A 24,648-nucleotide genomic window follows, 5' to 3' on the forward strand; every position below is an offset into this window, starting at 1 on the left:
CGCGGCGGTCGTGCCGGCCAGGACGCGCGGCGCCGTCCGCGTGTCCGGCACCGGTCCCGCGGGACGGGCGCGGGCGATCACAGCAGGCCGAGGAGGTGCATCCGCGGCGCCTCGGCGGCGATGACCGCCTTGACGACGTCGGGATGACCTCGGTACCAGGAGATCTGGGCGTCCCGGATCTGTTCGAGCGTGAGTTCGCGGCCGTGAATCGTCCAGGAGTCCGTGTCGGGTGCCGGGGTGCCGAGTGCCTCGGCGATCCTGGCGTCCACGGGTGAGCGGCACTGGCCGAGGAGCATCGTCGTCGGATCGACGACGGTGTCCTCCGCGTCGAGCGCGGCGAGGACGTTGCGCGCGATCCGCAGGAGCAAGGGATTGCCCGGCCGGTCGACGGTGTGGACGGCCTCGAGGCCCGCGCTGCGCACGGACGCGGCGATCGCGCAGTCGGTGCGTCCCTCCTCCTGCCGGATGCGGAAGAGCTGCCATGCCGCGTACTCGCGGATGACCTGCGCGCTGGGGAAGGTGTGACGGGCCTCCTCGACCGGCACCGTCCCCGCGGCGGCCGCCACCGAACGGAGGTCGTGATAGGGCACGAGCGGCGGGTCGGGCAGCCCGGCGGACGGATCGCGACCGACCTGGAACGGGTGCAGCCCGGAGTAGGTGATGCGCGGGAAGGTGACGACCGGGATCCCGGGGCGCAGGTGCGGGAGGAGATCCTCGAAGCCGATCGGCAGGCCGCGGTAGGCGCGGGGGAGGCGCTCGCAGATGAAGGCGTCCGCGTGGTTGAGCAGGCGGAGGAACCCCGGCATGTTCTGCGCCTGCAGGGCGTCCGCCGACGTGGAACTCACCGCGATGTAGGGCGCGTGCGGGTCGGAATTGAGCAGGCGGCGCAGCGAATCCGCTTGTGGCCCGCCGTAGATCACCCAGAGTGGGAGCACGCGGCGGTCCTCGGCGGAGGCGCGCCGACCCTGCTGCGCCTGAGACGCGACCGATGCGTTCATGCCCCTGGAGTACCCGTCGTCGGGGATCCGTATGCACGGCGGCCTCGACGGCCGGCAGCGCCGGCGGCGCCCGCCGGGGGGCCTGCCGCGTCCCCGGGACCCGCGGGCTCCGGCGCGGCATGGCCCGTCGTGCGCGGGACGTCGTGACCGTGGATGGGAGGGAGACGACCCCAGGGGGTGAGGGGTGCGGCGGAAAACCTCGGGACGGCGTCGCCGCGCTCGTATCGTGGGGACATGTCCGACGACGCCCACCGCCCCGCCACGTCCACCGCCCCCGACCTCCGCGGCCTCGACGCCCGTGCCCGCGAGCTGTGCGCGTTCGTCGACGCCTCCCCGTCGCCGTACCACGCCACTGCCGAGGTGACCCGGCGTCTCGAGGGGGCGGGGTTCCGCGTCCTGGAGGAGACGGAGGCGTGGCCGACGGAACCCGGCCACCACCTCGTGCGTCGGGGCGGGTCGCTCGCCGCCTGGTCGACCGCGCACCTCCCCGCCGACGCGCCGGCCGCGACCCCGTTCCGCGTCGTCGGCGGCCACACCGACTCCCCGAACCTCCGCGTCTCCCCAAGCCCCGACGCCTCGTCGGCCGGGTGGGACCAGCTCGTCGTCGAGGTCTACGGCGGGCCGTTGCTCAACTCGTGGCTCGACCGCGACCTCGGCCTCTCCGGTCGGGTCGCCGTGCGCGACGCCTCGTCGCCGTTCGGGGTGGCGGAGCGTCTCGTCCGCGTCGACGAGGCCGTCCTCCGGGTGCCGCAGCTCGCGATCCACCTCGACCGCAGCACGAACGACGGGCTCGCCCTCAACCCGCAGCGTCACCTCACGCCGATCTGGGGTGCGACCGGCGCGGCGCCGACGTTCGACGCCTGGCTCGCCGAGCTCCTCGACGTCGCCCCCACCGACGTCCTCGCGTGGGACGTGATGACCCACGACCTCACCCCGTCGGGCCCCCTCGGCCGGGAGGCCGATCTCGTCGCCGCGCCGCGCCTCGACAACCTCGGCACGTCGTATGCGGGCACCGCCGCGCTCCTCGACGCCGTCGACGCGCTCGAGGGCTCCGGGCCCGAGGCGTCGGGCGCCCCGCACATCCCGTTCCTCGTCCTCTTCGACCACGAGGAGATCGGGTCGACGACGTCCTCCGGCGGCGACTCGACGTTCCTGCCCGCCGTGCTCGAACGGGTGGTCCTCGCCCGCGGTGGCAGCCGGGAGGACCACCTGCGGGCGCTCGCGGGCAGCCTCATCGTCTCGGCCGACATGGCGCACGCGACGCACCCCAACTACGCGGACCTCCACGAGCCGAACCATCGCATCGAGATCAACGGCGGCCCCGTGCTCAAGGTCAACTCCCGCGGCCGGTACGCCTCGGACGCCCCGGGCTCCGGCGCGTTCGCCCTCGCGTGCGAGCAGGCCAGGGTGCCGATGCAGGTGTTCCGCAGCCGTGGCGACATGCCGTGCGGGTCGACGATCGGCCCGATGTCGGCCGCACTCACCGGCGCGACGACCGTCGACGTGGGCGCCCCGATGCTCTCGATGCACTCGGCCCGCGAACTCACCGGCGCGAAGGACCCGGGGATGTACGTCGCCGCCCTCACCGCCTGCCTCTCCCCGCGCTGACCCGTACCCACGGTGGCGCGGCGTGGCCCGGGTGAGGCCGGGAGCGTGTGATCGCGGGTAAGTAGTCGTGCTCAAGACGTGCGGGGATGCGGGCGGGAAGGTGGTGGCATGACTCATGTGATCGCCGTCGTCGTCCGCCTCCTCGGTCTGCTCGTCGCCTCGTGGGGGACGGTGTGGCTCCTCGATCTCGGCATGTCCGACGCGGAGGTGGGGGTGAACATCGGTGCCGGTCTCATGGCGTTCGCCGTCACCGCGCTGCTCTCGCTCGTGTGGGCGCTTCTCGACGGGCACCGGGCGCCGCGGTCGGGCAGCGGTGTGCGCGCGGCGGAGGCCGGACGACCCGCGCGTGGCGCCTCGCTCGCGGCCCGCGTCGCATGGTGGATCGCCGTAGCGGTCCTGCTCGGCCTGTCGGCTCCGCTGCAGGCGCAGGGCTTCACCCGGCCGGTCGACACCGCCGTCCTCGCCTCGGACCTGCGGACCCTCACCCCGTTCCACATCGGCCTCGTCGCCGTTCCGGCGGTGGTCGGCCTCGGCGCCGGTGCGCTCACCCGTCGCCGCACCCGCGGTTGAGACCCGACCTGCGGCCCGACCACCGGCTCGGTCTTCCCCACGTCCGTCCTTCTGCTGCGTGGGCGTCACAGGCGCGTCGTGGAGGTCCGCGACCTCGACGAAGGCCACTACACCCGCGAGGCCGAGGGGACGACACGACCACGACGCCTCCTCGGCCGGCGGGTCAGGACGGTGTACGAGCCCGGACCGGAGGTCACCCACGACGTCACGTGGCTCGACGAGGAGGAGTCCCGAGAGGGGTGGCGACGCCTCGGGCTCACCGACCGCGACTTCTGACCGACTCGTGCCGACGGGGCCGATGCCGCGCGAGTGACGCACGACCGCCCCGGGACCCCGCCCCGCCGCCGTGGCGGCGTCGGCACAATGGCCCCGTGACCGACAGCGCCGCGATCCCCGCCCCGTCCGCCCTGCCCGAGGAGGAGGTGCGGCGGCTGCTCGCATTCGACCGGGCGCACGTGTGGCATCCCTACTCGTCCGCGTTGCGGCCGTCGGTGATGCAGTTCGCGGAGTCCGCGTCGGGGGTGCGGATCCGGCTCCGCCCCGCCGACGACCCGGGACGCACCGTCGAGGCGATCGACGCGATGGCGTCCTGGTGGTGCGCGATCCACGGGTACGGCGTGCCCGAGCTCGACGCCGCGGCCCGGCAGCAGCTCGACGCGATGGGTCACGTGATGTTCGGCGGACTCACCCACGCACCCGCGATCTCGTTGGCGGAGAAGCTGATCGCCCTCGCCCCCGGTGCGAACGGCACGATCGGCGGAACGGGCGCCGCGGGTGACCCCGGCGCCCACGACGTCGGCGACGACGAGACGCTGCAGCACGTCTTCCTCGCCGACTCCGGGTCGGTGTCCGTCGAGGTCGCGCTCAAGGCCGCGTGGCAGTACCACGCCCTCACCGGACGGCCCCGGCGGCGGATGTTCACGATCCGCGGCGGCTACCACGGCGACACGTTCGGCGCGATGAGCGTGTGCGACCCGGTCGGCGGCATGCACTCCCTCTTCACCGGCGTCCTGCCCGAGCAGCTCTTCGCGCCGCGCCCGCCCGCCGGTGTCGACCGCGCCCCCGACGACCCCGAGATCGTCGCGTGGGAGACCGAGACCCGCGCGCTGTTCGCCGCGCACGCCGACGACATCGCCGGAGTCATCTGCGAGCCCGTGCTCCAGGGCGCAGGCGGGATGCACGCCTACAGTCCCCACTGCGTCCGCGTCCTCGCCGAGCTCGCCCGCGCCAACGACTCCGTGCTCATCTTCGACGAGATCGCCACCGGCTTCGGGCGCACCGGCACGTTCTGGGCCGCCGACCGCGTCGGGGTCGTGCCCGACATCCTCTGCGTCGGCAAAGCCCTCACCGGCGGGTACGCGACGATGGCCGCGATGCTCTGCGCCCCCCGCATCGCCCGCGGCGTGAGCGCCGAACCCGCCGGGGCCCTCATGCACGGACCGACGTTCATGGGCAACCCCCTCGTCGCCGCGATCGCCGGGGCGAGCCTCGACCTCCTGCGCCGCGACGACCCCCTGCCCCGCGTCGCCCGCGTCGAGGGCGGCCTGCGCGAGTCGCTCGCTCCCGCAGCCGGATTCGCGTCCGTCGCCGACGTGCGCACCCTCGGCGCGGTCGGCGTGATCCAGCTCCGCGAGCCCGTCCGCGCCGCCGAGGTCGCCGCACTCGCCCTCGACCACGGCGTGTGGGTCCGACCCTTCCGCGACTGCGTCTACACGATGCCCCCGTTCGTCGCCGAGCCCGACGACGTCGCCGCCATCGGTGCCGCCCTCGTCACCGCCGTCGGGGAGGTGCACGGACGATGACCGACACCTCACCCACCGCCGGGCCCGGCGTCGGGGATGCGGGCAACCCCGGACTCGACGCGTTCCTCACGGCGCACGAGGAACGCCGGGAGCGTCTCGGACTCGTCCGGACCCTCGTCGCCCGGCCGCCGCGTCTGCCCGCCCCGGCGGCGGGGGAGCGGCCGCCCTCGACTCGCTGGGAACGGCTACCTCGGGCTGCTCACCCACCCCGACGTGATCGAGGGTGCGATCGCGGCGGTGCGCACGTACGGCGGTGGGACGGGCTCCTCCCACGCCGATCACACCGAGGCCGACCTCGCTCCGGCCCTCGCGGTGCTCCGGGGGATCATCGGGTCATGACGGCACGAGTGCTCTGCATCGCGGGAACGAACACCGACATCGGCAAGACGGTCGCGGCGGCGGCGATCGTCGCGGCCGCCCGGGCGGCGGGGCGACGCGTCGTCTACGTCAAGCCCGCGCAGACGGGGTTGCAGCCGGGTGAACACGGCAGCGACGCCGACGAGATCCGCCGCCTCGCAGGCGAGGTCGAGACCCACGAGTTCGTCCGCCTGCCCGACCCGCTCGCCCCGGCCGCGGCGGCACGGGTCGCGGGCGTGGGAATCCCCACGGTCGCCGGGCACGCCGCGTCCCTCGCGGAGCTCGCGCGCCGCGACGACGTCGACCTCGTCGTCGCCGAGGGCGCCGGTGGGCTCCTCGTGCAGCTCGACACCGAGGGCGGTACGCAGGCCGACCTCGCCCGCGCGCTCCTCGACGACGGGATCGACTGCGGGTTCGTCGTCATCGCGGACCCGGTGCTCGGCACGCTCAACCTCTGCGCCCTCACCCAGGAGGCACTCGACCACCGCGGGCTGCCCTGCGACGGTTACGTGTTCGGCACCTGGCCCACGGACGGTGAAGTGCCTCTCGTCCTCGAGCAGAACGTCCTCGACCTGCCCCGCGTCACCGGCCGCTCCCTCCTCGGCCGCATCCCGTCGGGTGCGGGCCGTCTCGACACCGCCACGTTCACGGCCTCGGCCCCCACCTGGCTCACCCTGCCCGGTACGAAGGCGTCGTCGGGCACCGGCGCCTGAACAGACGTCTCGCCGCAGAGGCGCGCGCGACGCGGCGACGTCAGGGGCCCCGTCGAGATGCCGCGAGCACGCCGGGCGCCCGTCGAGAGCAGCCCGTCGTCGACGGCGCGCCGCCTCTGCTCAGGGACGACGTGCGGCAGCGAGGACGTCGCACGTCCGGGGGCGGTCGTGCTTGCCCAGCCCCACCTGCGGGCCCTCCTCCGGAACGCCGCCTCCACCGTCGACCACGAGGCGATCGCCTCGGCCCACGTGGAACCGAGGGCGGGCCATGTTTTCGCCCGTACCGATCTCACGTCGGCACCGCGACTTCGGCGGGTCGTGGCCGGGGTCGGCCGGGCGGGCCCCCGGGCCACATGTCCCCGACCGATCGGACGTGACCTCGACCACTCCGAACGACCGGTTTCCGTGCAGGTGGGGGACGTCCGTCCCGCGCCTCGGGCAATCGGACCAACGACCCTCCGGCGACCAGGGTGCACGTCTAGGCTGACGTCATATTCCTGTCCGAAGTCGTACTGGGAGGCACCACCCCATGACCAAGTTCGTCTACGCCCTCTCGGAGGGCAACCGCGACCTCAAGGATCTCCTCGGAGGCAAGGGGGCGAACCTCGCGGAGATGCACAACATGGGGCTGCCCGTCCCGCCGAGCTTCACGATCACCACCGAGGCCTGCAAGGCCTACCTCGAGAAGGGCAGCGAGCCCGAGGAGCTGGCGCAGCAGATCGACGAGCACGTCGCCAAGATCGAGGACGAGATCGGCAAGAAGCTCGGTGACCCGAGCGACCCGCTGCTCGTCTCCGTACGCTCCGGTGCCAAGTTCTCCATGCCCGGCATGATGGAGACCGTCCTCAACATCGGCCTCAACGACGAGAGCGTCGAAGGCCTCGCCACGGTCACCGAGAACCCCCGGTTCGCCTACGACTCCTACCGCCGCCTCCTCCAGATGTTCGGCAAGACCGTGCTCGACATCGACGGCGAGAAGTTCGAGGACGTCCTCGACGAGGCCAAGGACGCCAAGGGCACGAAGAACGACCTCGACCTCGACGTCGAGGACCTCAAGAAGATCGTCGAGAAGTTCAAGCAGATCATCGCGGACGAGACGGGCAAGCCGTTCCCGCAGGAGCCCAAGGAGCAGCTGCTCGAGGCCATGCGCGCCGTGTTCCGCTCGTGGAACTCCGAGCGCGCGATCCTCTACCGCCGCCAGGAGCGCATCCCCGCCGACCTCGGCACCGCCGTCAACGTCTGCACCATGGTGTTCGGCAACCTCGGCATGGACTCCGGCACCGGCGTCGCGTTCACCCGCGACCCCGCCTCCGGCAGCCAGGGCGTCTACGGCGACTACCTGCAGAACGCGCAGGGCGAGGACGTCGTCGCCGGCATCCGCAACACGATGAGCCTCGCCGACATGGAGGGCGTCGACAAGAACGCCTACGACGAGCTCATGGGCATCATGAGCAAGCTCGAGGACCACTACAAGGACCTCTGCGACATCGAGTTCACCGTCCAGAACAAGAAGCTCTGGATGCTGCAGACCCGCGTCGGCAAGCGCACCGCCGAGGCCGCCTTCAAGATCGCCTGCCAGCTCGTCGACGAGGGCGCCATCAGCGAGGAGGAGGCCCTCTCCCGCGTCAACGGCGACCAGCTCGTCCAGCTCATGTTCCCGCGCTTCGACGAGAAGGCGAAGAAGGAGAAGATCGGGCAGGGCATGAACGCCTCCCCGGGTGCCGCCGTCGGCGCGCTGTGCTTCTCCTCGCCCAAGGCCGCCGAGCTCGCCGAGAAGGGCGAGAAGGTCATCCTCGCCCGCCGCGAGACCAACCCCGACGACCTCGTCGGCATGATCGCCGCGCAGGGCATCCTCACGAGCCGCGGCGGCAAGACCTCCCACGCCGCCGTCGTCGCCCGCGGCATGGGCAAGACCTGCGTCTGCGGCGCCGAGGAGCTCGGCATCGACGTGGCCGCCGAGACGATGACGCTGCCCGACGGCACCGTCATGAAGGCCGGCGACGTCGTGTCGATCAACGGCACCACCGGTGAGGTCTTCAAGGGTGAGGTGCCTGTCGTCGACCCACCCGTCGTCAAGTACTTCGAGGGCAAGCTCGGCCAGGAGGAGATCGACGGCGACGAGCTCGTCCACGCGGTGCACCGCATCATGACGATCGCCGACGCCAAGCGTCGCCTCAAGGTCCGCGCCAACGCCGACACCGGCGACGATGCGGCCCGCGCCCGCCGCTTCGGCGCGCAGGGCATCGGCCTCTGCCGCACGGAGCACATGTTCCTCGGCGACCGCCGCCCGTTCGTCGAGAAGCTCATCCTCGCCGAGACGGTCGAGGAGAAGAAGGCCGCGCTCGACGCGCTCGCCCCGCTGCAGAAGGGCGACTTCGTCGAGATCCTCGAGGCGATGGACGGCCTGCCCGTCACGGTGCGTCTGCTCGACCCGCCGCTCCACGAGTTCCTGCCCAGCCAGATCGAGATGGCCTCCCAGATGGCCGTCGCGAGGGCCAAGGGCACCGACATCACCGACGACCAGAAGAAGATCATGGCGGCCGTCGAGCGCATGGCCGAGCAGAACCCGATGCTGGGTCTGCGTGGTGTGCGCCTCGGCATCGTCATCCCGGGCCTCTTCGAGATGCAGGCCAAGGCGATCCTCGAGGCCGCCGCCGAGCGTCGCAAGGCCGGTGGCGACCCCAAGCCGGAGATCATGATCCCGCTCGTGGCCGCCGTGCAGGAGCTCGAGATCATGAAGGACGCGATCCGCACGGTCGCCGACGAGGTCAGCGAGGCCACCGGTGTCGACCTGCGCGACACCCCGATCGGCACGATGATCGAGCTGCCGCGTGCGGCCGTCACCGCCGGCCAGATCGCTGAGTCGGCCGAGTTCTTCTCCTTCGGCACGAACGACCTCACCCAGACGACGTGGGGCTTCAGCCGTGACGACGTCGAGGGCGCGTTCTTCAGCCGCTACATCGAGCGGGGCATCTTCGGCGTCTCCCCGTTCGAGACGCTCGACGTCGTCGGCGTCGGCGCGATGGTCGAGATGGCCGCCAAGGCCGGTCGCGAGACCCGTCCCGACATCCACCTCGGTGTCTGCGGTGAGCACGGTGGCGACCCCGCCTCGGTGCACTTCTTCCACGAGGTCGGGCTCGACTACGTCTCCTGCAGCCCGTTCCGCGTGCCGGTGGCCAGGCTCGAGGCCGGCCGCGCCTCCAACGACGCGGAGGGCAGCGACTTCCGCTGATCCTGCGGTTCGGACAGACGGCGGGGCCGGGAGCACACGCTCCCGGCCCCGCCGTCGTCCGCCCGCCGACGGGAACGCGGTCGACGTCGCAGGGTGCCCCCAGGCGACGCCGGGTGCCGCGAACTCCGACCGTGCACCGCGTCGCTGTGTGGTGCACCGCCGACGGGAGGTGCACCGCCGGAAGTCGCGGTGCATCGAGGACGGTGTGCGCGCGGGATCGCCGCCCACCCGTGATTCACTACCCGGCATGGCCACCGACGCTGCCCAGGACCAGTCCGCCCCGGTGCCCCGCCAGGGTTGGAGCATCATCGGGCCCGGTCTCGTCGTCGCCGCCACGGGTGTCGGCGCCGTGGACCTCGTGGCCACGCTCATCGCCGGCAGCAAGTTCGGCTACGGGCTGTTGTGGTGTGTGGTCGTCGGATGCGTGATGAAGATCGTCCTCGTCGAGGGCGCGGGGCGGTTCAGCCTCGCCACGGGCAAGACGATCTTCCAAGGCTGGTCCAGCCTCGGCTGGTGGCCCTACCTCTACTTCGGGCCCTACATCGTCATCTGGGGCTTCGTCTACGGCGCCGCGGCGATGGCGGGCACCGGGTTGCCCTTGCATTCGCTGTTCCCGCAGCTCAGCGTCACGTGGTGGGGAATCCTCTCCGGGCTCGCGGGCCTCGCGCTGGTGTGGTGGGGCCGGTACGCGATCTTCGAGAAGGTGTGCGCGGCCCTCGTCGGCGTGATGTTCGTCAGCATGGTCGGCGCTGCGCTGCTGACGCTGCCGAACATCCCCGAACTCCTCACCGGCCTCGTGCCGTGGATCCCCGAGGGCGGGCTCGTCAACGTCCTCGCACTCGCAGGCGGCGTCGGCGGCACGATCACCCTCGCCGCGTACGGCTATTGGCTGCGCGAGAAGAGCTGGGACACTCCCGGCCACATGCGGGTCATGCGGCTCGACAACACGACTGCCTACGTCGTCACCGGCATCTTCGTGCTCTCCACCCTCATCGTCGGCGCCGAGCTGCTCTACTCGGCCGGGATCGCCGTGAGCACCGGCGACAAGGGGCTCCTCGACCTCTCGACCGTCCTCGCCGACCGGTACGGCCCGTGGGTGGGGAAGGTCTTCCTCGTCGGGTTCTGGGCCGCGGCCATGAGTTCGCTCATCGGTGTGTGGAACGGCGTCTCGCTCATGTTCGCCGACTTCGCGGGGATGCTGTTCAAGCGTCCGCAGGACCACCCCGACCGCCGCGCCGGCGGTCGCTTCTACAAGCTCTACATCCTGTGGTTGACGTTCCCGCCGATGGTGATGATGTTCGGGTCCAAACCGGGCGAGCTCATCCTCGTCTACGGCGTGCTCGGCGCGTTCTTCATGCCGTTCCTCGCCATCACGCTGTTGTGGATCCTCAACACCGACCGCGTCCCGCGCGAGTGGCGCAACGGCCCGGTCTCCAACGTCCTCATGGGGCTCGTGGCCCTCGCCTTCGTCGCCCTCGCCGTCACCGAGTTCAGCAAGGCGGTCGGCGGGTGAGGCCCGACCCGTCCCCGTCGCCCCCGCGCGAGGGCGACGTCGCGGACCACCCCCGGTGCGTTCTCCCTCCGCACGTCGCCGACGACCGATCGGGGAGATGCCGATGAGTGGCGCAGTGGTCACGGGAGCGGGGCGTGGACTGGGCGCACTCCTCGCCGAGGTGCTCGTGAACCGCGGGCACACGCAGCCTCCACATCGATGGTGCGCCCGACGTGGAGGCTGCGTGTGCCGACATCGTCGCCCGCGCGGGTCGGCTCGCGGTGTGGGTCAACAACACCGGGGTGTTGCACACGGGCCCGGCATGGGAGCAGGACGCGGCGACGCGTGACTTCATGCTCGACGTCAACGGCCGCGGCGTCGTCAACGGCACCGTCGCCGCGATCGACGCGATGCGGCACACCGGCGGCGGGCACATCGTCACCACCGTGTCACTGGCGGGCATCACGGCCGTCACGGGCGAGGCGGTCTACGCCGCGTCCAAGCACGCGGCCATCGGATTCAGTCTCAGCACCCTCGGGGATCTGCGGCAGGCAGGCATCCACGACATCGACATCTCCTGCCTGTGCCCGGACGGCATCTGGACCCCGATGCTGCATGACGAGCTCGACGACCCGGGCAGCGCCCTGTCCTCCTCCGGGCGACTGCTGCAGCCCGGGGAGGTGGCGCGGGTCTTCGAGCGCATCCTCGACCGTCCGCGTCCCGTGACCGTGTTCCCCTGGTGGCGCGAACCCCTTCTCCGCGTCGGCGACATTCTCCCCCGGGCGTTCCTCGCCCTCGCGCCGCTGCTCGTCGTGCAGGGCCGGCGCGTCCAACAGCGCATGCTCCGCGAGCGCGACGGCGCCGCCCGACCCGGCTGGACGACGAGCCCTGCCCCCGCCGTCCCCTGAGCGCCGGATCGCCGGGCCGCAGGGGAGGATGATCGAGGGAGCCGGCCACGCGAAGGGAGCGGCCTCCTCACCGCCTCCTCACCCTCAGCCTGCGCGGCCCCGGTGCGTACGCTGGGCCGCATGGCCGTGACGCTCGTGAGACTCGACCCCGCCGGCGCCGACCGGGAGGCCCTCGTCGCGTTCATGACCACGCACGAATGGCCGTTCCACGTCGGCACCCGTCGTACCCGCGAGCAGGTGGACGCGGCGATCGACGACGGGGCCTTCCACGACGAGGACCACGACACGTTCTGGATCGACCACGACGAGTACGGACGCCTCGGCGTCGTCCGCCTCGAGGACCTCAGCGACGGCGCGCCCCTGTTCGACCTGCGGCTCGCCACCGAGTTCCGAGGGCGCGGACTCGGCGAGGAGGTCCTGGGCACGGTGACCCGACACGTCTTCACGACCCTGCCCGACGTCGACCGGTTCGAGGGCCAGACCCGCGAGGACAACGTCGCGATGCGCGTCCTCATGCGGCGATGCGGGTTCGTCAAGGAGGCCCACTACCGCGAGGCATGGCCCGTCGAGGGCGGCGCGTCCCTGGCCTCCGTCGCCTACGCGATCCTCCGCCGCGACTGGGAGACCGGCACCATCACGCCCCTCGTCTGGGACGACCTCCCGATCGGCTGAACCCACGAGGTCGCAGCCGAGGATGCGGCGAGGTGGTCGCTCCCACGACCACCTGTCGACGTCCTCGGCTGCGTTCTCGGGCGAGGTCGGGTCGGGCCGGAGGCCTCAGAGCTTGCTCACGTCGCGGACGGCGCCCTTGTCGGCGCTCGTCGCGAGGAGGGCGTAGGCCTTGAGGGCGGTGGTGACGCGGCGCGGGCGGGGGGCGTGCGGAGTCCACGCGTCGGCGCCGCGGGCCTCCTCAGCCTCGCGGCGGCGGGCGAGTTCGGCGTCGTCGACGGCGAGGTGGATGCGGCGGTTCGGGATGTCGATCTCGATCGCGTCACCGTTCTCGACGAGCCCGATGGCACCGCCGGAGGCGGCCTCGGGGGAGGCGTGGCCGATCGAGAGGCCGCTCGTGCCGCCGGAGAACCGCCCGTCGGTGAGGAGCGCGCACGCCTTGCCGAGGTGCTTCGACTTGAGGAACGTCGTCGGGTACAGCATCTCCTGCATACCCGGTCCGCCCTTGGGGCCCTCGTACCGGATGACGACGACATCGCCTTCCTTCACGTCGCCACCGAGGATGCCCTGGCAGGCGTCGTCCTGGGACTCGAAGACGACGGCACGCCCCGTGAACCGGAGGATCGACTCGTCGACGCCCGCTGTCTTGACGATGCATCCGTCCTCGGCGATGTTGCCGTACAGCACGGCGATGCCGCCGTCGGCGGAGAACGCATTCTCGACGGTGCGGATGCACCCGTTCTCGCGATCGACGTCGAGGCTCTTCCAGCGGGACGACTGGGAGAAGGGTTCGGTCGTGCGCACGCCACCCGGTGCGGCGGCGAACATCTGCCGCACGTCCTCGCCCGCCGACCCCTGGTCGGTGATGTCGTGGGCGGCGATGACGTCGGCGAGCTTGCCGCCGGTGACGGTGGCGGTGCTGCCGTCGATGAGCTTCCCGCGCAGCAGCTCGGCCATGATGCCGAGCACGCCGCCCGCCCGGTGCACGTCCTCCATGTGGTACTCGGCGGTGGCGGGAGCGACCTTGCACAGGTGGGGGACCCGGCGGGAGAGGCGGTCGATGTCGGCCATCGTGAAGTCGACCTCGGCCTCCTGCGCGGCGGCTAGCAGGTGGAGCACCGTGTTGGAGGAGCCGCCCATGGCGATGTCGAGGGCCATGGCGTTCTCGAACGCGGTGCGCGTCGCGATGCCGCGGGGCAGCACCGAGGCGTCGTCGTCCTGGTAGTACGCCGTGGCGAGTTCGACGATGCGCCGCCCGGCCTGCTCGAAGAGACCGCGTCGGTCGGAGTGCGTCGCGAGCAGTGATCCGTTGCCCGGCAGGGAGAGGCCGAGGGCCTCGGTGAGGCAGTTCATCGAGTTCGCGGTGAACATGCCCGAGCACGAGCCGCACGTGGGGCAGGCGGCGTTCTCGAGGGCGTCGACCTCGGAGTCAGGGACCGTGTCGTCGCCGCCCGCGATCATCGCGTCGATGAGGTCGAGGGAGCGCGTGCCGTCGGCGACGGTGATCTTGCCGGCCTCCATGGGGCCGCCGGAGACGAAGATCGTCGGGATGTTCAGGCGCAGCGCCGCCATGAGCATGCCGGGGGTGATCTTGTCGCAGTTGGAGATGCACACGAGCGCGTCGGCCGTGTGGGCGTTGACCATGTACTCGACGGAGTCGGCGATGAGGTCGCGGCTGGGCAGGGAGTACAGCATCCCGTCGTGACCCATCGCGATGCCGTCGTCGACGGCGATCGTGTTGAACTCCTTGGCGACTCCGCCGGCGGCCTCGATCTGCTCGGCGACGATGCGGCCGACGTCGCGCAGGTGGACGTGGCCGGGCACGAACTGCGTGAAGCTGTTGGCGACGGCGACGATCGGCTTGCCGAAGTCGGAGTCCGTCATGCCCGTCGCCCGCCAGAGGGCGCGGGCACCGGCCATCGTGCGTCCGGAGGTGCTCGTCGCGGATCGGAGAATGGGCATGTCTGCCTCCGTGGTGGGGGTGGGTCGGGTGCGGCCGTGACGTCCATGATCCCGCGGCGGACACGGTGATCCGCGCCGGGGGTCCAGGTGCCGGATGACGATTTCGGTATGTGGGACGAACGAGACGTAGCGCACATCCCGTTCCGCGCTCCGCCGCAACGGGGGCCGCGCAGCTAATGTCGGCGCCATGTCATCGAAGACGCCGAGCCCGGCCTACTCCATCCGTATCCGTGTCCGCCTCGCCGACCGCCCCGGCGCGCTCGGTCGGTTGGCCGTCGCCATCGGCGAGGCCGGCGGCAACATCAACGCCCTCGAGGGGTTCACCGTGCGCACGGCGTACCTCGAGGAGGACGTCATCGTCTACTGCGCGAACGTCGACCACCAGCAGGAGGTGCTGCGTGCGGTCGAGGCCCTCGACGGTGTCGAGATCATCGAGTGGGAGGACCGCACGCACGCCCTGCACGAGGGCGGCAAGATCCAGGTGACTTCCGACATCAAGGTCGACTCGATGAACGTCCTCGCGATGGCGTACAGCCCCGGCGTGGCCCGCGTGTGCACGACGATCGCGGAGGACCCGATCAAGTCGTTCGACTACACGATCCGCCAGAACACCGTCGCCGTCGTCTCCGACGGCACGGCCGTGCTCGGCCTCGGCGATATCGGCCCGGAGGCCGCGATGCCGGTCATGGAGGGCAAGGCGCAGCTGTTCAAGCGGTTCGGCGGCGTCGACGCGTTCCCCATCTGCCTCGACACGAAGGACCCCGACGAGATCGTCTCGATCGTCACGGCCCTCGCGCCCACGTTCGGTGGCATCAACCTCGAGGACATCTCCGCGCCGCGCGCGTTCGAGATCGAGGAGCGGCTCACCGAGGCCCTCGACATCCCCGTGTTCCACGACGACCAGCACGGCACGGCGATCGTCACCGTCGCCGGCCTGGAGAACGCGCTCAAGATCGTCGGCAAGAAGCACGAGGACCTCAAGGTCGTCGTCGCGGGTGTCGGCGCCGCGGGCGTCGCGGTGAGCAAGATGCTCCTGAACGCGGGCGTCACCAACCTCATCGGTGTCGACCGCCACGGCGCGGTGCACACCGGGCGTGACGACCTCAACTCGAGCAAGCAGTGGTTCGCCGAGAACACGAACCCCGAGCTGCTCGCCGGCACGATCACCGAGGTCATCGAGGACGCCGACGTGTTCCTCGGCCTTGCCGGGCCCGATCTGCTCACCGTCGAGGACGTGCGGAGCATGGCGTCGGAGCCGATCGTCTTCGCGATGGCGAACCCCGACCCGGAGATCCGCCCGGAGCTCATCAAGGACATCGCCGCCGTCATCGCGACGGGCCGCAGCGACTTCCCCAACCAGATCAACAACGTGCTCGCGTTCCCCGGCATCTTCCGTGGCGCTCTCGACGCGCGGGCGACGACGATCACGGAGAACATGAAGCTCGCCGCGGCCCGCGCGATCGCGGGCGTCGTCGGCGACGACCTCCACCCGCAGTTCATCGTGCCGACGGCGTTCGACCACCGTGTCGCCCCCGCCGTCGCCGAGGCCGTGCGGGCCGCGGCGGTCGAGGACGGTGTCTGCCGTTGAGCAGGACCTGAGACGGGGCGTCCCCGGGGGTGACGGAGGCGGTGGGTGCAAAGGAGCGGCGCTCACCGCCTCCGTCGTCGTTCGCGCCGGGATTCGGCCCCGGCCCCGACGGCGAGTCGCCCGTGGCCCGAGGCGAGGGCGGGGTCGGGTGGGGGGGTGTCCCCACGAGGAGGAGTTGCGCACACCAGGAGACGACGACGGCGACGCACGCCGCCCGGAGCACGGTCGCGCGGATCGGCGCCTCCGGGTCCAGACCGGCGAGGTGGGTGAGGACCGAGGAGCCGGAGTCGGGCACGTCCCCGAACTCGACGATGCACGCGCCGATGACGACGAGTCCCACCCATGCCGCCACCTGGGCCACGACCTCCGCGCAGTTCATGGGGCAGCGGTCGCCGGAGGTCGTGCGCCGCAGCCGACCGAGGACGTGCGGTAGGAAGGCCAGCAGCGCGACCGGCCACCCCCAGATCGCGAGGAGCAGGACCATCCAGCCCTCCTGACCCGTGACGAGACACCGCCCGAACCACACCCACGCGAGGACGAAGAACGTGATCGCGGGTGCGGACGACGTGAGCGCGGTGGTGGCGGGGGTGACGGCGAAGCGGTCGCGTGACGCGGGGGTGACGAGGGGCCCGTCGTCCGCCGCGGAGGGCGGGTGGGGGCGAATGGGGGCAGGACGACGGCGCATGGCGACCTCGGGGGTTCGATTCGGCAGTCCCCGGGCGTGGTCGTGACCTCGGACCTGCGGGCTGCGGGTGGTGGACGGGCGCGGCCACGCTCGCACGGCGGACGACGGCGGTGGGGGCACGCGGACGGCCACCTGTGGACGGCGTCGTACCGCCCACCCGCGCGGCGACGTCGACGGCGAGGTGGACGCCCACGTCGACGGATCGTGAGTCCTGCCGCCACGGGTTTCCCCGGCGTGCCCACGTGCCCCGGACGCGCGGCAGGCGCCGGCTCCCTCATGGGGAACCGGCGCCTGCGTGGGGCGGCCGATGCTCGGCGGCTCAGAGGGGCTGGCGCCCCACGGTGCCGACGAGGTTGTGGCGCCATTGCTCGCTCGTGAACTTCTCGACCTCGGCGCGGGCGGCCACGATGCGGGAGTCGATGTCGAGGCGGGCCGCGGACTCCTCGTTGCCGGGCGTCGCCGCGAACTCCTCGAGGGCGGCCCGTCCGGCGGCGGCGCGGTCGGCGGCGGCCTGCGCCTTGGAGTGGAGGCGCTCGGCGTACCAGTCGGCGGCGAGGATCGACTCGCGGGTGAACAGCTCGCGAAACTCGGGGCTCTGGAGCGTCCATCCCTCGGCGGAGGTGCCGTTCGCCATGATCTCGAGCAGTGCCCGCAGCGGCGGGACGGCGAGGGAGATCGTGCCGTCGTCGATGTACGCCTGCGCGACGCGCTTGTGCGTCGTGACGATGACGTCGACGGACTCGGCGAACACGACCGGGTCCTGCAGTTCCGGCTGGAGCATCTCGGGCGGGAACACGACGTGCGGGTGGAGGAAGATCCGCCCGAAGTACGTGCGGGCGAACGCCTGCGTCATGCGGTAGCCGAGGCGGCTCGCGAGGATCGTGCGGCCCTCGTACTCGAAGTCCTCGAGCTTCTCGAGGCAGCCCTGTTCGACGAGGCGCCGGGCGTCGCGCTCCTCCGGGGTCATGCGGCTGAACACCTCGGGCACGAGGAGGGAGAAGTCGTGGTCGATGCGCATGTGCGGGCCGACGTAGCCGGCGGCCGACAGCCACCCGTCGTACGTGCCGAGAGCGAACGACAGCAGGGCCGCGTTGAGGTCGAGGACGGCGGGCAGCGGGTTGAACGGGCCCTTCGTCATCGCGCCCTCGGAGCCGGCGCCGGTGGTCGAGGGGGACTTGCCGGTCATCGAGGAGATGAACTCTGCGAGCAGCTCGGGCGGCTCCATGTAGTGGAGAGGGTTGTACGCGCACAGCGGCGGCACGCCCGGCTCGGGCGGGTTGTTGCGGCGTCCGGCGGCGACGACGTCGACGGGCAGCGGCAGCTCCTCCGTCGTGGGGCGGCGGTCCCACAGGTGGGAGGCGAGGTCGGCGACGGCCGTGCCGATGGCGTCGGTGCGGTCGGGACGCTGCTGCAGGTAGCGCGGGTTCTTGCTCCGCTTGCCGCCGACGAGGCGGGGGTGGGCCGAGCTCACGACGAACGAGGGGCCGCTCGTCGAGTCGGCGAACCGGGCGAGCATCGTGCTCATCGGGTCGGTGAAGAAGGAGAAGTTCACCGCGTCCTCGCGGAGCTCGGTGACGTCCCCACGGGTGAGCGGCTCGAAGTTCGAGAGGAACGTGTCGGGCCGGGTGAGGTCGCGTTCCGTCTGCTTGTCGTAACCGCGGTTGATCGCCTCGTCGGGACGCTGGAAGAGGAGCTGTTCGCAGTTCTCGACGAGCTTGTACGAGCGGTTCGGGTCGCGACCGAGGAGGGTGCCGGGGACGACGGTGGAGGCGGTGATGTCGTCCTCGGTCTGCACCTTGACGGCCGGGTGGAAGTCGTGACGCAGCCCGAACAGGCGCCACGAGCCGTCCTGCTCGAAGCCGACGCGGAGCATGTTGACGGTGATCTTGCCGTCGTCGACGCGGAGGTTGTTGCCCTTGCGGCCGTTGATGACGCCGACGGTGAAGTGGCCGCGCCAGTCCTCGCCCCACTCGGGCCGGTGGAACCGCTTGACGACGTAGACGAGTTCGCGGATGTGGGCCGGGATGGACTCGAGCCACGCGTTGTACTCGGGCGTGTAGTCCTCGGACGGGGTGAGGAGCTTGATGACCGACCCGATCGAGCGGGACTCCGCGAGGATCGGGCGGTGGTCGGTGCGGCGCTCCGGGTCGAGGAACCGGTCGGAGTAGTCGCCGCCGACGATGCGGGCGACCTCGTCGAGGTCGGCGTCGATGTCGGGCGCGTAGGCGTCGCCGCCGATGATCGCGTCGGTGATCGCCTTGGAGATCTCGGACTTGCCGCCGCCGGAGACCGTCGCGGGCTTGTGGCACGACGTGACGGCGGGGGCGGTGCCGACGAGGGTCCAGTGGGTGCGGTCGGACGTCGACTGGACCATCTGGACGCGGTATCCGTTGGGGCTCATGTAGATCCGGTCGGCGCGCAGGCGGATCGACCCCTCGGAGCCGTTGGGGTTGGTCCACGTCGCGGAGAGGTCGCGCAGCGAGTAGTGCGTGTTCGCGGGCACGAGGACGACGTTCGGCAGCTGCGTGTCGACCGCGTGCCCCTCGGCGGCGCGACGGAATCGGTCGGGGTCGCGGGCGAGGACCTCCGCGAGGGTGTAGTCGTCGCCGCAGGACTTCTCGTGGTACCGCCGGCCGAGGTCGTACGCGGCGTAGACGAGCGCGCCGCCGGCGTGCTCCTCCTCGGCGTTGCCGAAGAGGTTGGCCGAGTAGGAGATCTGCGACTTGACCTCCTTCTTGCAGTAGCCGAAGTAGTTGTCGGCGATGACCGTGACGATGACGCCGCGCTCGTCGCGGGCGCACACCTTGAAGGCCTGCCCGCCGTTGTAGCGCTCGTCCTCGGTGTCCCAGCACATGCCGTCGCGGCGCTGACGTTCGGTGGCCTCGCTCGTGTGGGGGAGGCCGAGTTCCTTCTTCGTCAGCGAGGTGAGGTGGGGCGCGAGGACGACGAGGCCCGTGTGCCCGGTCCACGTGGCGGGCGCGAGGGAGGCGTCGTTCTCGGGCAGGTGCGGGTCGCCGGCGTTGCCGAAGATGCCCTCGACGAAGTCGAGGTTCGCGACGAGGCCGCCGGGGACGACGAACCGCGTCTCCATGCGCTTCTCCGGCACCCAGCCGGGCACCTCGGGGGCGACGAGGGGGCGGAGCAGCAGCGACACGAAGCAGCCGATGCCCTCGTCCTGGTTGCCCGTGTAGGGGAGGAGCAGGTCGGCCTCGGGCGGGCGGAAGGCGAGCTCGAGGAGTCGCGCGAACACGGGCTTGGGCACGGCGATCTTGTCGTCGGGGATGGGCAGCCCACCCTCGGCGATGTGGAACACGCCCGCCGTGGTGCGGCGGTCGTTCGCCGGGTTGTGGAGCACGCCGTTGGCGAGGCGGTAGGAACTCAGCAGCGGCGAGGTGAACGTGTCGCCGTCGTGCGGCAGGGAGAGCTCGCGGGCGAGACCGGGCTCGTCGAGGATGAGCGTCCGGCGGGGGAGGCCGGGGGTGACGCCGGTGTCGGCGAGGTAGTCGTCGAGCCAGGACTGGATGCGGCCATCGGTGGCGCAGAGCCGTTCGGAGAGACGACGGTTGAGTTCCCGCTCGCGGGCGAGGATCGGACGCATGAGGCGACCGGTGTCGGTGTCGTCGAACCCGGGCGTGGGGTACCCGGCCTGCGCGAGTCGCAGATCGATGGCGACCCGGCGGGACTCCGGGACGGCCGAGGCGGTGTCGCCCGGTCGCGGGTCCTGCGGCGTCGAGGCGTCGGGGTCGGTGGTGGACGTGGCCATGAGTCACCCTCCTGCGCGCCGCAGACGTGGTGGTCCTGGCCCCCGCCCCTGCAGACACGCCAGTGCGTCGGTCCGTGCCGGGGCTCGGGATCGGTTGGTGCGGGAGGCGCCGACCCGGGTGTGCCGGGCCGATCCCGGTGACCGGCATCTGGCTTCACGACCATGCTATCGACCGGGTGCGCTTCGGTCCCGGCGCGGTGCCGACGAGGTGGGCCGGTCGGGTGCGTCACCCGAGTGGCGGTGAGCGGCGGACGGGCGACGGACGTGGGCGACTCCTCCCCCGAGGGTCGTCCCACGTCCGTCACCTGCGGCGTCCGTGCGCCTGTGCGTCGTCCCCGGCCGACCGCGTCCTCCCCATGACACCCGCGGCGGCCGTCCCCACGGCCGTTCCCTTCGTCCGCGACGGTGCCGTCCCCACGGCGTCATCGCTCCGGCCACGCCCCCGTGGTCGACGTCGGACGTCCTCCGCGGTCCTCCCCAGGACCGCGTCGGTGCACCGACTGTATCGACCGTCCAGGTGGGCATTCAAGACGAACGACCTGCTCAGAGGTGGTGTTGCATACGGTGGCGCGAATGACTCGGCCCCACACCGGATCCGGTGTGGGGCCGCCGTGCGGTCACTTGCCGAGCTCGGCCGCCTTGGCGTCCCACTCGTCCCAGATCTCCTGCTTGTACTGCTCCATCTCGGCGAGGGCGACCTTGCGGCCCTTCTCACCGAGGTGGTCGACGTAGAGGATCCCGTCGAGGTGATCGGTCTCATGGAGGAAGCAGCGGGCGAGGAGGCCGGTGCCCTCGAGGCGCAGGGGGTTGCCGCGCTGGTCGAAGCCGCGGACGACGGCGTAGTCGGCGCGGGCGAGGTCGTACCCGCCGCCGGGGACCGAGAGGCACCCCTCCCAGCCCGACTGTCGACCGGCGACGTCGACGGGGAGGTCCTCGATGACGGGGTTGCACACGTGTCCGACGTGCCGCACGTCGTACTTGTCGGTGCAGTCGTAGACGAACACGGCGAGGTCGACGCCGACCTGCGTCGCCGCGAGGCCCGCACCGCTCGCCACGGCGTTCGTCGCGAACATGTCGTTGACGAGCTCCCGCAGCTCCTTCGTGCCGAACTCCGTGACCGGGCGGGTGGGGCGGTGGAGCACGTCCTCGCCGATGACGGTGATCCGGCGACGCTTGCCACGCTTCACCTCGGGCAGGATGTCGGGCAGACGGTCGACGGGCACCCCGTCGAGACGCGGACGCCGGTCCACGACCGGACGCTCCGACTTGGGCCGACGCACGAACGAACCGAGACCACCGAAAGCCGACATGCGGGCCATCATCGCGCAGTCCGCCCGCCCGGTGGAAACCGCATCCGCCGTTCCCGTGCACCGGCGGCGACGGTCACCGGATGCGACGACGACGCCCCCGCACCGATGCGGTGCGGGGGCGGCGTCCGTCGTGGGGCGTCAGACCGTGAGGAGCACCTTGCCGATGTGGCTGGACTCGTCGAGGATCCGGTGCGCGTCGCGGACGTCCGCCAGCGGCAGCGTCGTGTGGACGATGGGGCGGACCTCGCCGGACTCGACGAGGGGCCACACGTGCTTACGGACGGCGGCGACGATCTCCGCCTTCTCCTCCAGCGGCCGGGCGCGCAGGGAGGTCGCGTGCACGGCGCCGCGCTTCGTGAGGAGCTTGCCGATGTGGAGCTCGCCCTTGACGCCGCCCTGCATGCCGATGACGACGAGGCGCCCGCCGGTGGCGAGGGCGTCGACGTTGCGGGGGAGGTACTTCGCGCCGATGACGTCGAGGATGACGTCGGCGCCGTGGCCGTCCGTCGCGTCCTTGAGCGCCTGGACGAAGTCCTGTTCCTTGTAGTCGATGAGGATGTCGGCGCCGAGCTCGCGGCACGCCTCGAGCTTCTCACGCGACCCGGCGGTGACGGCGACGCGCGCGCCGAGGGCGTGGGCGAGCTGGATCGCCATCGTGCCGATGCCGCTGCCGCCGCCGTGGACGAGGAGCGTCTCGCCGCGCTCGAGTCCGCACGTCATGAAGACGTTGGACCACACGGTGCTCGCCACCTCGGGCAGGGCAGCGGCGTCGACGAGGGAGACACCCGCCGGGATCGGCAGGAGCTGCCCTGCGGGAACGGCGACCTTCTCGGCGTACCCGCCGCCGACGAGCAGCGCGCACACCTCGTCGCCGACGGACCACCCCTCGATGCCCTCGCCCAGTGCGCTGATGCGCCCGCTCACCTCGAGGCCGGGGTAGGGGGAGGAGCCGGGCGGCGGGTCGTAGTGCCCCTGCCGCTGCAGCAGGTCGGCGCGGTTGACGCCTGCGGCGACGACGTCGACGAGCACCTCGCCCGGCTTCGGCGTGGGGTCCTCGACCTCGGCCACGACGAGCGCGTCGAGATCTCCGGGTTCGGGAATGGTGACGGCCTTCATGGCTTCTCCTTCCGCCGCGACTCGCGCGGACTGACGGATCGATGGGCTCACCCGATCGTCGACCCTATCGGGCACGACCCGTGCTGCCGAGGGTCGGTTCGTGGTCGTCGGGGCGTCGTCCCGCGCCATCGTCGTCGTCCATGGCGCGGTCGTCGTGCAGCCGACGTGCGCGGTCGAGGTCGTCGGGGGTGTCGACGTCGAGGGTCGAGCAGGGGGCGACGGCGACCTGGGCGAGGCGCAGCGAGGCGACGGTGCGGTGGACGCCGCTGCCGGCCGGGTCGGCGGGGATCACCCCGCGGAGGGCGCCCGTGCGGTAGGCGGCGAGCAGGGGCTGGCCGCGGCCGTCGGTCTGGGCAGCCATGACGCCGTCGACGGACTCGGGTGCCTCGACGAGGGCCACCACGGTGCGACGTGCGGCGTCGGCGGCGAACGGCTGGTCCCCGGCGAGGACGGCGACGATCGGGGTGTCGACGAGCACCAGTCCGGCCGCGAGTCCCGCGACGGGCCCGCCGAGCGCAGGCCGCTCGCGTGCCCACGCGACCTCGCGGCACACCGGGCGTTCCTCGCCCACACAGACGACACTCCACTCCCGCGGCAGGTCGGTGAGCAGGGCCTCGAGGACGCTGCCCCCGCCGAGCGGGCTGGCGGTCTTGTCGCCCCCACCCATCCGCGCGGACGTGCCGCCGCAGAGGACGACGGCCGTCACCTGTGGCCCGGCGGTGTCGGGCGGGGCCGAGGCGTCGGGCGGGGTGGAGATCACGGGATCTGAACCGGACTGTGCCGCGGGGCGCGGGGCGCGGGGCGCGGGGCGCGGGCGGTGAGGAGCAGCGCCTGACGGCCCATGTTGTGGGCGAGCGCCGCCGACACGCCCCATACGACGCAGACCGGCGTGACGAGGAGCGCCGCGACGTACATCCACGGTGGGAAGACGAGCGCCACCGGCAACCCCACGAACAGGACGAGTGCGGCGGTGATCGCGGCGCCGGGGAGGCTCGCGTAGGCGAGGCCGACCGGGCCGAGGAACAATGCGAGCGTCCCGGCGAGCAGCACGGACTTGCGTCGCGGCAGGACGACGTGCTGCCGCGACGTCGTGGCGGGCGGCACGGTCGGCGTCGGGCGCGGGGCCGTACGGACCCGGTCCTGCGGTGCGGCCGGGTGCGGTTCGCCGAACGGCGGGATGGGGGCCTGATAACCCGTCATCGTCACCAACCCCGCACCGAGGCGAGCAGACGCTCACGCTCGTTGCGACGGTGACCGGCCCAGACGCCCCAGATCATGCACAACGGCCACATGACGGCGAGGCCGTGGCCGAGCGTGAGGACGCCGATGATCGTCGTGAGCACCGACATGAGGAGGAACCCGGGGATCGTCGTGTAGATCATGCCGAGCGGCCCGAGGAAGAACGTGAGCAGCGCCGAGAGCAGCAGCGACTTGCGCGGCGGCGGGGTACCGAGAGTCGTGACCGACGGGACGCGGTAGGAGTCGAGGGGAGTCATGTCTGCCTCCTGAGGGCGGCCCACGAGGCGTGGGCGTTCGCCCATGACAACGCCGTGCAGGCCCCGGACGTTCCCTGCCGTGGGCACCAGGAGGGCACGAGGAGGGCAGGGCCGGCGGAGATGAACCGTCGGTACGACGGACTGTGCGGGCCGGTCAGGGCGCGAAGGTCTGTGACCAGGGGCGATGCGGGGGTCGTGTCGACGTCGCCGGAACGAACTCGTCGTTCCGGCGGTTGGGGGTACGACGAGATCGGTGGCGCCGGGTGGGCGTGCGGCGCGACGGGGCAGGACGGCGGCGGCGCCCCGGTCGGTGACCGGGGCGCCATGAGCACCGAGCGGCCGATCCGCCTCCCGCGGTGGACGCGTGGCGCGCCCCGGG

General features: G+C 71.9%; 20 protein-coding genes. 11 read left to right on the plus strand and 9 right to left on the minus strand.

Features of this window, described 5'->3' with window-relative positions:
- Positions 1-77: 77 nt before the first annotated feature.
- Positions 78-998: a WcbI family polysaccharide biosynthesis putative acetyltransferase gene (locus tag MOPEL_RS16270; RefSeq protein WP_009483741.1), complete on the minus strand. Its 921-nt coding sequence runs from the start codon at positions 996-998 to the stop codon at positions 78-80.
- Positions 999-1,232: 234 nt separating this feature from the next.
- Here MOPEL_RS16270 and MOPEL_RS15030 point away from each other — a divergent pair, with 234 nt between their 5' ends.
- From MOPEL_RS15030 to MOPEL_RS15070, 10 genes are all read left to right on the plus strand, one after another.
- Complete coding sequence (locus MOPEL_RS15030; protein ID WP_009483742.1) at positions 1,233-2,606, plus strand: M18 family aminopeptidase; 1,374 nt, start codon at positions 1,233-1,235, stop codon at positions 2,604-2,606.
- A 108-nt stretch (positions 2,607-2,714) separates the two neighbouring features.
- Complete coding sequence (locus MOPEL_RS18650) at positions 2,715-3,176, plus strand: hypothetical protein (protein WP_009483743.1); 462 nt, start codon at positions 2,715-2,717, stop codon at positions 3,174-3,176.
- 78 nt (positions 3,177-3,254) lie between these two features.
- Positions 3,255-3,452 (plus strand): hypothetical protein, encoded by a 198-nt coding sequence (locus tag MOPEL_RS18655; protein WP_009483744.1) that lies wholly within the window; start codon positions 3,255-3,257, stop codon positions 3,450-3,452.
- Positions 3,453-3,547: 95 nt separating this feature from the next.
- Complete coding sequence (locus MOPEL_RS15045; RefSeq protein WP_009483745.1) at positions 3,548-4,978, plus strand: aminotransferase class III-fold pyridoxal phosphate-dependent enzyme; 1,431 nt, start codon at positions 3,548-3,550, stop codon at positions 4,976-4,978.
- Positions 4,979-5,191: 213 nt separating this feature from the next.
- Complete coding sequence (locus tag MOPEL_RS18805) at positions 5,192-5,317, plus strand: hypothetical protein (RefSeq protein ID WP_281023938.1); 126 nt, start codon at positions 5,192-5,194, stop codon at positions 5,315-5,317.
- Positions 5,314-6,048: an ATP-dependent dethiobiotin synthetase BioD gene (gene bioD / locus MOPEL_RS15050; RefSeq protein ID WP_040634927.1), complete on the plus strand. Its 735-nt coding sequence runs from the start codon at positions 5,314-5,316 to the stop codon at positions 6,046-6,048. The genes MOPEL_RS18805 and bioD overlap by 4 nt, the downstream gene beginning before the upstream one ends.
- Before the next feature lie 529 nt (positions 6,049-6,577).
- The gene (gene ppdK, locus MOPEL_RS15055) at positions 6,578-9,280 is read left to right on the plus strand and encodes a pyruvate, phosphate dikinase (protein ID WP_009483748.1); all 2,703 of its coding nucleotides are present in this window, start codon (positions 6,578-6,580) and stop codon (positions 9,278-9,280) included.
- Positions 9,281-9,527: 247 nt separating this feature from the next.
- A complete protein-coding gene (locus tag MOPEL_RS15060) occupies positions 9,528-10,793 on the plus strand; it encodes an Nramp family divalent metal transporter (RefSeq protein WP_040634928.1) in 1,266 nt (421 codons plus the stop codon).
- Between the two features lie 212 nt (positions 10,794-11,005).
- On the plus strand, positions 11,006-11,680 hold the full coding sequence (locus tag MOPEL_RS15065; protein WP_009483750.1) for an SDR family NAD(P)-dependent oxidoreductase: 675 nt from the start codon (positions 11,006-11,008) through the stop codon (positions 11,678-11,680).
- A 120-nt stretch (positions 11,681-11,800) separates the two neighbouring features.
- Entirely contained in the window at positions 11,801-12,352 is a 552-nt protein-coding gene (locus tag MOPEL_RS15070; RefSeq protein WP_040634930.1) for a GNAT family N-acetyltransferase, read from the plus strand.
- A 105-nt stretch (positions 12,353-12,457) separates the two neighbouring features.
- Here MOPEL_RS15070 and ilvD read toward each other — a convergent pair whose 3' ends face one another.
- On the minus strand, positions 12,458-14,311 hold the full coding sequence (gene ilvD, locus MOPEL_RS15075; protein ID WP_009483752.1) for a dihydroxy-acid dehydratase: 1,854 nt from the start codon (positions 14,309-14,311) through the stop codon (positions 12,458-12,460).
- A 187-nt stretch (positions 14,312-14,498) separates the two neighbouring features.
- Here ilvD and MOPEL_RS15080 point away from each other — a divergent pair, with 187 nt between their 5' ends.
- Complete coding sequence (locus MOPEL_RS15080) at positions 14,499-15,899, plus strand: NAD-dependent malic enzyme (protein ID WP_009483753.1); 1,401 nt, start codon at positions 14,499-14,501, stop codon at positions 15,897-15,899.
- Here the strand turns inward: MOPEL_RS15080 and MOPEL_RS15085 are convergent.
- The 7 genes from MOPEL_RS15085 to MOPEL_RS15115 form a co-directional block, all read right to left on the minus strand.
- Positions 15,808-16,584, minus strand: a complete 777-nt coding sequence (locus MOPEL_RS15085; protein WP_009483754.1) for a hypothetical protein — start codon at positions 16,582-16,584, stop codon at positions 15,808-15,810. The two genes, MOPEL_RS15080 and MOPEL_RS15085, sit on opposite strands and share 92 nt — an antisense overlap.
- A 319-nt stretch (positions 16,585-16,903) precedes the next feature.
- Entirely contained in the window at positions 16,904-20,347 is a 3,444-nt protein-coding gene (locus MOPEL_RS15090) for a PPi-type phosphoenolpyruvate carboxykinase family protein (protein WP_009483755.1), read from the minus strand.
- Between the two features lie 617 nt (positions 20,348-20,964).
- Positions 20,965-21,657 (minus strand): peptide deformylase, encoded by a 693-nt coding sequence (gene def / locus MOPEL_RS15095; RefSeq protein WP_141631390.1) that lies wholly within the window; start codon positions 21,655-21,657, stop codon positions 20,965-20,967.
- A 138-nt stretch (positions 21,658-21,795) separates the two neighbouring features.
- A complete protein-coding gene (locus MOPEL_RS15100; RefSeq protein ID WP_009483757.1) occupies positions 21,796-22,773 on the minus strand; it encodes an NAD(P)H-quinone oxidoreductase in 978 nt (325 codons plus the stop codon).
- Positions 22,774-22,837: 64 nt separating this feature from the next.
- The gene (mobA, locus tag MOPEL_RS16275; RefSeq protein WP_009483758.1) at positions 22,838-23,533 is read right to left on the minus strand and encodes a molybdenum cofactor guanylyltransferase; all 696 of its coding nucleotides are present in this window, start codon (positions 23,531-23,533) and stop codon (positions 22,838-22,840) included.
- Positions 23,530-23,973 (minus strand): hypothetical protein, encoded by a 444-nt coding sequence (locus MOPEL_RS17450; RefSeq protein ID WP_009483759.1) that lies wholly within the window; start codon positions 23,971-23,973, stop codon positions 23,530-23,532. Before MOPEL_RS17450 ends, mobA begins: the two co-directional genes overlap by 4 nt.
- Positions 23,974-23,975: 2 nt before the next feature.
- Positions 23,976-24,269 (minus strand): hypothetical protein, encoded by a 294-nt coding sequence (locus MOPEL_RS15115; RefSeq protein ID WP_009483760.1) that lies wholly within the window; start codon positions 24,267-24,269, stop codon positions 23,976-23,978.
- Positions 24,270-24,648: the final 379 nt, after the last annotated feature.

This window comes from Mobilicoccus pelagius NBRC 104925 (genome assembly GCF_000247995.1).
In the GTDB taxonomy this organism is placed as follows: Bacteria; Actinomycetota; Actinomycetes; order Actinomycetales; family Dermatophilaceae; genus Mobilicoccus; species Mobilicoccus pelagius.

What these genes read in the sequence shown, in the direction of transcription:
- MOPEL_RS15115 (WP_009483760.1), bottom strand. Translation starts at nt 24,269, where the DNA reads ATGACTCCCCTCGACTCCTACCGCGTCCCGTCGGTCACGACTCTCGGT.
- MOPEL_RS15060 (WP_040634928.1), top strand. Translation starts at nt 9,528, where the DNA reads ATGGCCACCGACGCTGCCCAGGACCAGTCCGCCCCGGTGCCCCGCCAG.
- MOPEL_RS15085 (WP_009483754.1), bottom strand. Translation starts at nt 16,584, where the DNA reads ATGCGCCGTCGTCCTGCCCCCATTCGCCCCCACCCGCCCTCCGCGGCG.
- MOPEL_RS15070 (WP_040634930.1), top strand. Translation starts at nt 11,801, where the DNA reads ATGGCCGTGACGCTCGTGAGACTCGACCCCGCCGGCGCCGACCGGGAG.
- def (WP_141631390.1), bottom strand. Translation starts at nt 21,657, where the DNA reads ATGTCGGCTTTCGGTGGTCTCGGTTCGTTCGTGCGTCGGCCCAAGTCG.
- MOPEL_RS15100 (WP_009483757.1), bottom strand. Translation starts at nt 22,773, where the DNA reads ATGAAGGCCGTCACCATTCCCGAACCCGGAGATCTCGACGCGCTCGTC.
- ppdK (WP_009483748.1), top strand. Translation starts at nt 6,578, where the DNA reads ATGACCAAGTTCGTCTACGCCCTCTCGGAGGGCAACCGCGACCTCAAG.
- MOPEL_RS15030 (WP_009483742.1), top strand. Translation starts at nt 1,233, where the DNA reads ATGTCCGACGACGCCCACCGCCCCGCCACGTCCACCGCCCCCGACCTC.
- MOPEL_RS18650 (WP_009483743.1), top strand. Translation starts at nt 2,715, where the DNA reads ATGACTCATGTGATCGCCGTCGTCGTCCGCCTCCTCGGTCTGCTCGTC.
- MOPEL_RS15080 (WP_009483753.1), top strand. Translation starts at nt 14,499, where the DNA reads ATGTCATCGAAGACGCCGAGCCCGGCCTACTCCATCCGTATCCGTGTC.
- MOPEL_RS17450 (WP_009483759.1), bottom strand. Translation starts at nt 23,973, where the DNA reads ATGACGGGTTATCAGGCCCCCATCCCGCCGTTCGGCGAACCGCACCCG.
- MOPEL_RS16270 (WP_009483741.1), bottom strand. Translation starts at nt 998, where the DNA reads ATGAACGCATCGGTCGCGTCTCAGGCGCAGCAGGGTCGGCGCGCCTCC.
- MOPEL_RS15090 (WP_009483755.1), bottom strand. Translation starts at nt 20,347, where the DNA reads ATGGCCACGTCCACCACCGACCCCGACGCCTCGACGCCGCAGGACCCG.
- ilvD (WP_009483752.1), bottom strand. Translation starts at nt 14,311, where the DNA reads ATGCCCATTCTCCGATCCGCGACGAGCACCTCCGGACGCACGATGGCC.
- bioD (WP_040634927.1), top strand. Translation starts at nt 5,314, where the DNA reads ATGACGGCACGAGTGCTCTGCATCGCGGGAACGAACACCGACATCGGC.